Genomic DNA, 9,816 nt, shown 5'->3' with positions numbered 1-9,816 from the left:
TAATGAATTGACTGTGCCAAATAACTATAAATAGTCATTCGTATTGGTCACTCAGTTCATTGAAACCAAATTTGATTCCTAAGAATCAATGATTACCTAAGTAATCTTTTTGATTATCATCAACGAGTGCCCACACAGATTGATAGGTTTAAATTGTTAAAGAGCTTCTCTTCTCATTGCGCTTAGCACCCTGTGAAGAGGCGGCTATTCTAGCGATATTTCATTCAGTGTCAAACACTTTTTTGAATTATCTTTTTTGCTAGTAAACCAGACTAACATTCTTCGTTGAACCCTTGTGGGCTCTACCGTGTCAGTGAGGCGGCATTATAGAGACACTGCTGATATTGGCAAGGTTTATTTATCAAAAAATGCAGAAATATGATCTGTTTGCTGAATTATTATGCAGATTTGCTTTTATACCATTTAGCCCAAAACAACCCCACAAGTTATCCACAGAGTTATTCTTTTTTGCCGTATTTACACAAGACAAACTCCCTCCTTTCATGGCTAATATAGCTAAGATAAAGGCATTGTTATTGATCGCCTCATTCATTCCCTCTTTATATAGACAAAAAAATAGAACAACCTACGCTGTTCTATTTTTTATCACAGGCTCATTCGATATAGAGAGATAATTGAGGCGACTGTAATTAGATACCTGAACCATCAATACCGATGTCATCATCCTCATGCAATCCACACTCTCGCTTCAAACCAAAGAAACGAGTTTCCTCTTCACTCATTCCTGGCTCCCATTTACGACTGGTATGAGTATCACCAACCGAAAGGTAACCTTGATCACGTAGAGGGTGATAAGGCAAGTTATGCTCTTGCAGGTAATAGTGGACATCTTTATTGGTCCAATCAATGACAGGCAGAAACTTAAACACACCATTTTGAATCGATAGAATCGGTAAGGTTGAACGAGAACTCGATTGCTCACGGCGTAAACCAGAAAACCACGTCTGCACATTCAACTCATCTAAAGCACGGCGCATTGGCTCGACTTTATTCAGCTTATTGTACTTACCAATCCCTTCGACCCCTTGCTCCCACAATTTACCATAGCTCGCCTCTTGCCAATTTGGGCTCTGCTGCGCTCGGTACACTTTTAAGTTTAAGGTCAAACGCAAACTAAGTTGATCGATAAACTGATAGGTCTCTGGAAATAGGTAACCGGTATCGGTCAAGATGACTGGAATATCGGCTTTTACTTGAGTCACTAAATGGAGCATTACTGCTGCTTGAATACCAAAGCTTGAAGATAAGGCAAACTCTCCGCCAAGATGTTCAATCGCCCATGCGACCCTTTGTTGTGCGGTTAACGCTTCTAACTGAGCATTAAGTTGACCAAGCTTTAAGGTTTGCTCAACTTTATTCAATGTCAGTAACTGGGTTAACTCTGGCTTTATAGCAACAGAATTAGGCATGAAAATCCCTCTTAGATACCAAGACTTCAGCGATGATGCCGGCTCGGATAGTAAAGTCACCAAAACCCTCCCCCTCTTCTCGCTCGTTAGCCCATCGTGCAACTAACTGATCAAGCTCGGTGAGAATTTGCTGCTCAGTAATGTTCTCTTTATACATCTTAGGCACTCGTGTACCACTGCGATTACCACCAAGGTGTAGGTTATAACGCCCAGGCGCCTTACCCACCAGCCCAACTTCTGCCAACATGGCGCGACCACAACCATTTGGACAACCAGTAATACGCAAAATAATATTGTCATCACGGTCTAGTTGGTGCTGAGTTAAAATCGCTTCTACTTTGGTGACAAACTCAGGCAGCATACGTTCCGCTTCCGCCATCGCTAATGGACACGTTGGAAACGCCACACACGCCATCGAATTCTTGCGCTGCTCTGTGACCGAACCATCAATCAATCCATACTCACGTGCTATCGCATCAATTTGATCTTTTTGCTCACTGGTAACACCCGCAACAATCAAGTTCTGATTGGCTGTCATACGGAAATCGCCTTGGTGGATCTTAGCAATTTCAGCCACACCCGATTTCAGTGGTTTACCCGGAAAATCTAACAAACGACCATTTTCAATAAACAGGGCTAAGTGATGTTTTCCATCGATGCCTTCAACCCAACCGATGCGATCGCCACGCTCAGTAAATTCATAAGGACGACTGGCAGCAAAAGTAACGCCAGCACGCTGCTCAACTTCCGCTTTAAAAACATCAATACCCACACGGTCTAAGGTGTATTTGGTTTTCGCATTTTTACGATTAGAGCGGTTACCCCAATCGCGCTGCGTCGTCACGACCGCTTCTGCAACATCAAGGGTTTTCTCTAGCGGAACAAAACCAAAATCATCGGCACGGCGTGGATAGGTAGAAGTATCACCATGGGTCATTGCCAAACCGCCACCGACCAGCACATTAAAGCCAATCAACTTACCTTCATCGGCTATCGCAACAAAGTTCAAATCATTAGCATGGACATCAACATCATTTTGCGGAGGAATAACAACCGTCGTTTTAAACTTACGCGGTAAATAGTTATTGCCTAGAATCGGCTCTTCCGTGGTTTCTAGCTTCTCGCCATCTAACCAAATTTCGGCATAAGCACGGGTTTTCGGTAATAGATGCTCACTGATTTTCTTCGCCCACTCATACGCCTCTTGATGAAGCTCTGACTCAATTGGGTTCGTAGTACACAGAACATTACGGTTTACATCACCCGCAGTCGCAATCGAATCGATACCAATATTATTCAACGTTTGATGCATGTGTTTAATGTTTGGCTTTAGCACACCGTGAAACTGAAACGTTTGACGAGTGGTTAAGCGAATACTGCCATAGATAGTATGATCGGCAGCAAACTTATCAATTGCCAGCCATTGCGTAGGAGTGATCACCCCACCCGGCATACGAGCACGCAGCATGACATTATGTAAAGGTTCGAGTTTTTGCTTAGCACGCTCCGCACGAATATCACGATCATCTTGCTGATACATGCCATGGAAACGGATCAGTTGAAAATTATCTTGCGTAAAGCCACCGGTGATCTGATCACCTAAGTCTTGCTCTATCGTGCCCCGCAAAAAATTACTCTGCCCTTTCAAGCGCTCATTGTCGGCCAAAGGACCAAGCACTTGACCTAATACTTCTTGTTCTACCGCTGCTTGTTTGCTCATTAGTACACATCCCTTTGGTAACGCTTCGCTTTTCGTAACTCATTCAAATATTGTTCAGCTTCTTGGTGGCTCAATTGCCCTTGCTGCTCGATAACGGCAATTAACGCAGCATGGACATCTTTCGCCATTCGTGTCGCATCACCACAAACATAAACATAAGCCCCATCTTGTAACCACTGCCACACTTGCTCGGCTTGCTCTAATAAGCGGTGCTGAACATAGACTTTTTCATGTTGATCGCGGCTAAAGGCAACATCCAGTTGAGTAAGCAGTCCTGATTTAAGGTACTTTTGCCATTCAACTTGATATAAGAAATCTTGAGTAAAAGTGCGATCGCCAAACAATAGCCAGTTTTTACCTTCGGCTTCACGGTTATCACGCTCTTGAATAAAGCTACGAAATGGCGCAATACCGGTTCCTGGACCCACCATAATCACTGGTGTCGAATCATCTTGTGGCAACTTGAAGTTATTATTGTGTTCAACAAAGACTTTAACTTGCTCACCTTCTTCTAGGCGATGAGATAAAAAGCTCGATGCGCCACCAAAACGCGTCTCTTTGCCTTGCTGATATTCCACCACACCGACGGTCAAGTGAACTTCTTCATCAACTTCGGCTTGGCTTGAAGCAATCGAGTATAAACGTGGCGTTAAACGGCGTAATAGACCAGTAAGTTCTTGCGCACTTAATTTACTTTTCTTCTCACCAAATAGATCGATGATTTGTGTATTACCGGCGTACTGACGCAGTTTATCTTTATCATCCACCAGCTTTTGCAGCTTTTTACTGCCCGATAACTCAGCAAACTTAGTCACTAGTTGTGGGTTTGCTGACGTAATTTCATAGTGATGAACCAATGCGTTGTGAATAGTGACCGCTTCGCCATCGACTTCAATAAGCTCTTCACCCGATAAGCCAACCTTAGCGATAATGGCACTGGCAAGTTCGGCACTATTTTCAAACCATACACCAAGCGCATCACCTGGTTGATAATTCAGACCAGAGCCTTCAAGATCAATTTCGATATGACGAACATCTTTACCAGAATCTCGCCCGGTAATTTTTTGACTGGTTAATAGACTGGCAGCAAAAGGGGCTTGTTTCGTGTATTGACTCTGGGCAGCTTGACCCACTGGCAATTGCACTACTTCACCTGCCGTCTGCTCGGCTAGGGCATCTTTTACTTGCTCTAACGCTTTTTCACGCCACGTTTTTGCTTGTGCATCATAATCAACATCACAATCAATGCGCTCAATAAATGGCGTCGCACCTTGCTTAGCTAAGTAGGTATCAAAGTCTTTACCCGTTTGGCAGAAAAACTCATAGCTCGAATCACCTAAACCAATCACCGCATAGTGTAGGTTTGGTAGTTTCACCGCTTTCTTAGATTGCAGATACTCATGCAGTTCGATGGCATTATCTGGCGCTTCACCTTCACCATTGGTCGAGGCAACAATAATCACATGCGTCTCTTTGGCGAGGTTTTTACCTTTATAATCACTGGCATCAAAAAGCTCGGCATGAATACCTAAAGCCGATGCTTCTTGCTCTAGTGCTTCAGCCACTCCTTTGGCATTACCGGTTTGTGAAGCGTAGATAATCGTTAACTTACCGGCAGGTTGAGTAGCCAGCGCAACTTGCTCAGGAGCGACTTGTGCCCCTGATGTTTGCTGCTGACTTATGCCCCAAAAATAGCCACTCACCCAAGCAAGCTGTTGAGAAGATAGCGTTGATGTTGCCTGTTGCAGTTGACCAATCTGTTGATCATTCAGTGGACTAGCAAGAGCCGAAAGACTCTGATCAGATGGTCCTTGTGATACATTTGTTTGAGCATTTATTGCTTTTGATGATATAGCTTTTGATGATATAGCTTTTGATGACATAGTCACAGCATCCCTGTTCATTGCGTGACTATAGATTAACCACTCTGCATACTAACAAGAAAGAATAGATGGGTATGTTTTATAACTTTTTGGAAGTAAGAAAGGTTTGATCTCCCTACAGAGCATAAGGAGATAGGATTTGAGTGGATTGAAAGTGGTGACTTAGGAGAGAAAAATAGTTATTTGGACTCAATGCGAACTTGTTGAAAACCCACCACCATCGCCGATTTCGTTGCGGTATCTAAATCACCATACTGGCACTCTTCACCTAAAGGATCGGTTAATGCCACCAGCCCGCCCTTCACATGACGAAACTCCAACACCCAACTTCCTTCTTGCGCAGCTGGCTCGATAATCGCCTCGACTAATGCATTATCTCGATATAAACGTCTTAGCTCGGTTACTGTCATCTTATTATCCCTTTTTAACCTGCCGATAAGCCTAACGTATGCTGTTAGCTTATAAGCATGGCTCAAGCAGGGAAATGTGCTAAGAAATCTCGCCTAGATATATCCATTAGGTATAAAAAAACGCCACGTAATAACGTAGCGTTGTAGATAAGGGCAATCACTTAGATCAAAAAGGGATCGCTAAAACACGTATTGCACACTGGCAAACCAACCATCAATAAAGATATAGGCTTCTTTTTGTTCTGGCGTTAAATCGGTAAATTCTAAGTCGATAACTCGGTAACCCCCGCGCAAGCCAAGATGACTGTTAGCAAAAGGGATGCGATATTGCAGTCCTGCCATAAAATCGGTGGTTTTAAGATCGCTGCTATTACCAAAATCCACTCGACCAATAATATCAACCTGACTGTTTGGAATCGTTAACTGACCATTGAGGTGCCAACTCCAGTGCCAAGTATCAAAGTCACTATCTAGCATCGTATCTGCATTGGTATGTTGTGTATTGGTGTATTGCGTGATTGAAGCGCCCGCATCAAAGTGAAGAAGATCGTGGTCGATCAGCGAATAGTAAAAGGTGTAATCAAACTTATCCAGCGCGGCATAGTCACCCTCAATACTGGTATAGCGCACACTCACATTTGGCCAGTATGGTTCTTGATGTTCAAACGCAACGTATAACGCTGGCGATTGCACTCGGTCTTGACGTTGTTCATCAATCTTAGTGCTTGCCGACCACCACTCAGCCTCTACCCTGACTTGATATGGGCGACTTGCATCCTCTTGAGCTGCGTAAGTAGAGGTTGAGATAAAGCTAAACAAACCAGCTGCCCCAATTAAGGCAACTCGTGATAGATCTTTCATTCAGGCGACTCCAATAATAGCCAATTGTCCTAGTGTGACATAATGATCATAGTGTGAAAAGTGCGCCTAATGCTTAATTTTAGTAAGATTTATGACATAACTAGGTCATTTTTTATCGTATAAGTGCCTGTCGCTATATCATGCTCGTTATTAGTCTATAACGGTTAATAACGACGAGATGAAGTGGTATCGCGAGTAAAAAACCAAATCCCAATAGCAATAAGTATCAACCAAGGTAAGACTTTAAATATCACCCCTAACATGCCAAAGAAAAATAACACGATGAATGAGATAACTGTTGCTGCAATCACCGTCGCCATCGTAAGCCCAGTGACTAATAATGTCGTGAAAAAAATGACAATAAACATAAGTTCAAACATAACGCTTCTCTCTTTTCTATAAGGTATAGATGGGTAAATAGCAGCTTTCATACCAACTTAAAAAACACTATATATCAGATAAATAAAAAGCCACCAGAGCAAGACCCCAGTGGCTTTATCAAATGATAGGTTAATTTAGCCGACTAATGGTGAAATTCGCCGCCTCCATATCCCCTATCTTTAATCGTTAACTTAGTCGCCAACGTTAATAGTTAGCTTGACCATAAAACACAACGCGATGTTATACGTTTAGCTCAGTCGGGATTTTAGCAAAAGCCGCTTCAACCACTTCAATGCCAGCGCCTTTCTTATGCGCATTTTCACTGATGTAACGACGCCACTGACGCGCACCCGGTAAACCTTGGAATAAGCCTAAGATATGACGAGTGATATGACCTAGACTTGCGCCATTAGCAAGTTGCTGTTCAATATAAGGCAGCATTTGTGCAACCACTTCACTGCGCTTAACAATCGGGGTATCCAATCCGTAAATCAGTTGATCCGCTTCTGCTAAGATATAAGGATTATGATAAGCCTCACGTCCAATCATCACACCATCAAGATGCTCTAAGTGCGCTTGAGCTTCAGCTAACGTTTTGATCCCACCATTAACGCCAATGGTAAGCTCTGGGAAATCTTGCTTAATTTGGTACGCGCGTGGGTAATCCAACGGTGGAATTTCACGGTTCTCTTTTGGACTTAAACCACTTAACCACGCTTTACGAGCATGAATAGTAAAATCTTTACAGCCACCTTTTTCAGAGACGGTAGAGATAAAGTCGGTCAAAAACTGGTAAGAGTCTTGGTCATCAATACCGATACGCGTTTTAACCGTTACTGGAATATCAACAACCGCTTGCATGGATGCCACACATTCCGCAACCAAGTCAGGTTCACCCATTAGGCAAGCACCAAAGCGACCATTTTGTACTCGGTCAGATGGGCAGCCGACGTTAAGGTTGATCTCATCGTAGCCACGCTCAGCAGCCAACTTAGCACATGCGGTTAAATCGGTTGGGTTTGAACCACCTAACTGCAGCGAAAGTGGGTGTTCTTGTTGGTTATATTCAAGAAAATCACCACGACCATGCAAAATCGCCCCTGTCGTTACCATCTCGGTATACAGCAGAGTTTGCGATGATAATAGGCGCAAGAAGTAACGGCAATGGCGGTCAGTCCAGTCGAGCATCGGGGCAACCGAGAAACGGTTACTTGGATAACTTCTATTTAAGTCATTGTTTTTAGTGCTTTTATTGATCATTAAAAATCTCATTGAATATTGTGTTATTGCCTATTTTGACCAATTCTGATACATTTTAAGAATGTTTTGACCCCAAAATGACCCCAAAACGCTTGATACTTTGACCCCAAGCATTTGGGACTGACCCCAAAATGACCCCAAATTAATAAGAGGTGAAGGTATGGCATCAGTTAGTATAGAAGAGCGAAAATCGGCAAATGGTAATTCTAAATTTAGAGTAAAAGTTAGAGTTACAAAAAACGGTAAAAAAATCGCTGAAAAACAAGATACATTTTCAACTCGCAAGCTTGCAAAAACTTGGGGTGAGAAAATCAGAAATGAAATGGAAGCGATAGAAGCCAGAAAAAAAGCTGGTTCATTTCGTGAAGAAGAGAATTTAAAAGAAGCAACAGTTGGTGAACTGATCGATCTCTATTTACGACTTCATGATCCTGACGAACCTAAAAAACCTAATGACCCAAGCGGTGCAATTGAACCTCTTGGTAGAACAAAAATGTATGTTCTCAACGCTTTACTTCACTACCCTATTTCAGCAATTCTTGCTAGTAATCTTCGTGCTGACGATATTATAGCGCATTGCAAACTTAGAAGAAATGAAGATACAAATCCAAAACCGCAGACCGTTTTTCATGACGTAACTTATTTGCATACTGTTATGCAAAGCGCAAAATCTTTTTTTAAAATTAATGCAAATTTAAAATATCATGAAGAAGCTATCCCTCTACTTGTTAAATATAAATTGATTGGTAAATCTCAACCAAGAACAAGCCACAGACCTACAGATGAACAGCTTCAGATAATGAGGGAAGGTTTAAGAAAAAGACAAGAGCATAGAGGTTCAATCATTCCGTTTTTAGATATTCTCGATATATCTTTACTTACTGCAATGCGTATCAGTGAAATCACTAGGGTTCGTTGGGAAGATTTTAATTTTGAGAAAAAGACTTTAATAATTCGTGAACGTAAAGATCCCGACCCGACTGAAAAAGCAAACAAACACTCAGTAATACCATTGATCGGTGATGCGGCAGACATCATCGCAAGGCAGAAAAAGTCAACTGACCCAGAAAAGTCAGATTTGATATTTCCATATAATTCAAGAAGTGTAACCGCTGGCTGGCAACGAGTTAGAAAAGAACTTGGTGTTGGTGATATTAGGTATCATGATCTTCGTAGACACTGCTTAAGCAACCTCGCTGAAAGAGGTGTTCCGTTGAACGTTCTTGCTAAAATCAGTGGTCATAAGAGTATAAACATACTTCATAATGTCTATCAGCATTTAGAAATGGAGAATTTTGATATTGAATCATTTACTCCTGCATTCATTAAAAAATAAAATAATTAATCATTGTTGTTGTCTAAATCGACAACAACAATTTAATCGAAGGTCAATAAAAACAAAACCTATGCTAATTTGACAATAATGTGTTCTTACTCTAATTTTTAAATTACCAAAAGTCATATTTTTCAAATCTCTCTTTGATTTCTTCTTTTTCATCTTCATCAATATCTTCATCTTGATCAATTAAAAAAGATACATATTGAAGAAAATCATAAACAAATTGAGTATCTTTTTCTTTATTCAACTCATAATCAAAATATGCTAGTTCTTCGAGTGAATCTAGAAAATGTTCAAACGCCATACCTTTTATTATCATTATTTTTTTAATCTCCCATCGTCCAGTTTTCTAAATATCTTTTTGAATCATTCAATTTTTCAACTTGTTCTTTTAAAAAATCTATTTCTTCTTGATTGTTCTCTTCACTTAGTTCTAATTCGTATTGATGAATCAACTCTATATAAAGACTCATTTTCTTATCACTATATTTATTTTTATACATTATTATTCTCCTTTTTTAAAATGGTATTT

10 protein-coding genes are annotated in these 9,816 nt (G+C 41.2%); 1 reads left to right on the top strand and 9 read right to left on the bottom strand.

Translation table 11 applies throughout. The features are described from left to right. Window positions 1-650: 650 nt before the first annotated feature. From BCU68_RS07770 to dusA, 7 genes are all read right to left on the bottom strand, one after another. Complete coding sequence (locus BCU68_RS07770) at window positions 651-1,430, bottom strand: phosphoadenylyl-sulfate reductase (protein WP_102564222.1); 780 nt, start codon at window positions 1,428-1,430, stop codon at window positions 651-653. Further along, a complete protein-coding gene (gene cysI, locus BCU68_RS07765) occupies window positions 1,423-3,150 on the bottom strand; it encodes an assimilatory sulfite reductase (NADPH) hemoprotein subunit (protein ID WP_102564221.1) in 1,728 nt (575 codons plus the stop codon). The genes BCU68_RS07770 and cysI overlap by 8 nt, the downstream gene beginning before the upstream one ends. Next, window positions 3,150-5,054: an assimilatory sulfite reductase (NADPH) flavoprotein subunit gene (locus BCU68_RS07760; protein WP_102564220.1), complete on the bottom strand. Its 1,905-nt coding sequence runs from the start codon at window positions 5,052-5,054 to the stop codon at window positions 3,150-3,152. Before BCU68_RS07760 ends, cysI begins: the two co-directional genes overlap by 1 nt. Window positions 5,055-5,212: 158 nt before the next feature. Continuing rightward, window positions 5,213-5,443 carry a hypothetical protein gene (locus BCU68_RS07755; protein ID WP_102564219.1) on the bottom strand — a complete coding sequence of 77 codons (231 nt, stop codon included), beginning with the start codon at window positions 5,441-5,443 and terminating at the stop codon, window positions 5,213-5,215. A 180-nt stretch (window positions 5,444-5,623) separates the two neighbouring features. After that, window positions 5,624-6,304, bottom strand: coding sequence for a TIGR04219 family outer membrane beta-barrel protein (locus BCU68_RS07750; protein WP_102564218.1), 681 nt, complete (start codon window positions 6,302-6,304; stop codon window positions 5,624-5,626). A 164-nt stretch (window positions 6,305-6,468) separates the two neighbouring features. Beyond that, window positions 6,469-6,684, bottom strand: a complete 216-nt coding sequence (gene pspG, locus BCU68_RS07745) for an envelope stress response protein PspG (protein ID WP_102564217.1) — start codon at window positions 6,682-6,684, stop codon at window positions 6,469-6,471. Between the two features lie 241 nt (window positions 6,685-6,925). After that, window positions 6,926-7,945 carry a tRNA dihydrouridine(20/20a) synthase DusA gene (dusA, locus tag BCU68_RS07740; RefSeq protein WP_102564216.1) on the bottom strand — a complete coding sequence of 340 codons (1,020 nt, stop codon included), beginning with the start codon at window positions 7,943-7,945 and terminating at the stop codon, window positions 6,926-6,928. Window positions 7,946-8,105: 160 nt separating this feature from the next. Between dusA and BCU68_RS07735 the strand changes: the two genes are divergently transcribed. Then, window positions 8,106-9,281, top strand: coding sequence for a site-specific integrase (locus BCU68_RS07735; protein WP_102564215.1), 1,176 nt, complete (start codon window positions 8,106-8,108; stop codon window positions 9,279-9,281). Window positions 9,282-9,393: 112 nt separating this feature from the next. Here BCU68_RS07735 and BCU68_RS07730 read toward each other — a convergent pair whose 3' ends face one another. Together BCU68_RS07730 and BCU68_RS16945 are read right to left on the bottom strand one after the other, a co-directional pair. Next, complete coding sequence (locus BCU68_RS07730) at window positions 9,394-9,603, bottom strand: hypothetical protein (protein WP_102564214.1); 210 nt, start codon at window positions 9,601-9,603, stop codon at window positions 9,394-9,396. 7 nt (window positions 9,604-9,610) lie between these two features. Further along, window positions 9,611-9,787, bottom strand: a complete 177-nt coding sequence (locus BCU68_RS16945; protein WP_157935185.1) for a hypothetical protein — start codon at window positions 9,785-9,787, stop codon at window positions 9,611-9,613. Between the last annotated feature and the right edge of the window lie 29 nt (window positions 9,788-9,816).

The sequence above is a fragment of the Vibrio sp. 10N.286.49.B3 genome (assembly GCF_002873395.1).
GTDB lineage: Bacteria > Pseudomonadota > Gammaproteobacteria > Enterobacterales > Vibrionaceae > Vibrio.
The sequence above is the reverse complement of the archived record's forward strand: the minus strand, read 5'-3'. Positions and strand labels throughout refer to the sequence as shown.

What these genes read in the sequence shown, in the direction of transcription:
- BCU68_RS07770 (WP_102564222.1), bottom strand. Translation starts at nt 1,430, where the DNA reads ATGCCTAATTCTGTTGCTATAAAGCCAGAGTTAACCCAGTTACTGACA.
- cysI (WP_102564221.1), bottom strand. Translation starts at nt 3,150, where the DNA reads ATGAGCAAACAAGCAGCGGTAGAACAAGAAGTATTAGGTCAAGTGCTT.
- BCU68_RS07760 (WP_102564220.1), bottom strand. Translation starts at nt 5,054, where the DNA reads ATGAACAGGGATGCTGTGACTATGTCATCAAAAGCTATATCATCAAAA.
- BCU68_RS07755 (WP_102564219.1), bottom strand. Translation starts at nt 5,443, where the DNA reads ATGACAGTAACCGAGCTAAGACGTTTATATCGAGATAATGCATTAGTC.
- BCU68_RS07750 (WP_102564218.1), bottom strand. Translation starts at nt 6,304, where the DNA reads ATGAAAGATCTATCACGAGTTGCCTTAATTGGGGCAGCTGGTTTGTTT.
- pspG (WP_102564217.1), bottom strand. Translation starts at nt 6,684, where the DNA reads ATGTTTGAACTTATGTTTATTGTCATTTTTTTCACGACATTATTAGTC.
- dusA (WP_102564216.1), bottom strand. Translation starts at nt 7,945, where the DNA reads ATGATCAATAAAAGCACTAAAAACAATGACTTAAATAGAAGTTATCCA.
- BCU68_RS07735 (WP_102564215.1), top strand. Translation starts at nt 8,106, where the DNA reads ATGGCATCAGTTAGTATAGAAGAGCGAAAATCGGCAAATGGTAATTCT.
- BCU68_RS07730 (WP_102564214.1), bottom strand. Translation starts at nt 9,603, where the DNA reads ATGATAATAAAAGGTATGGCGTTTGAACATTTTCTAGATTCACTCGAA.
- BCU68_RS16945 (WP_157935185.1), bottom strand. Translation starts at nt 9,787, where the DNA reads ATGTATAAAAATAAATATAGTGATAAGAAAATGAGTCTTTATATAGAG.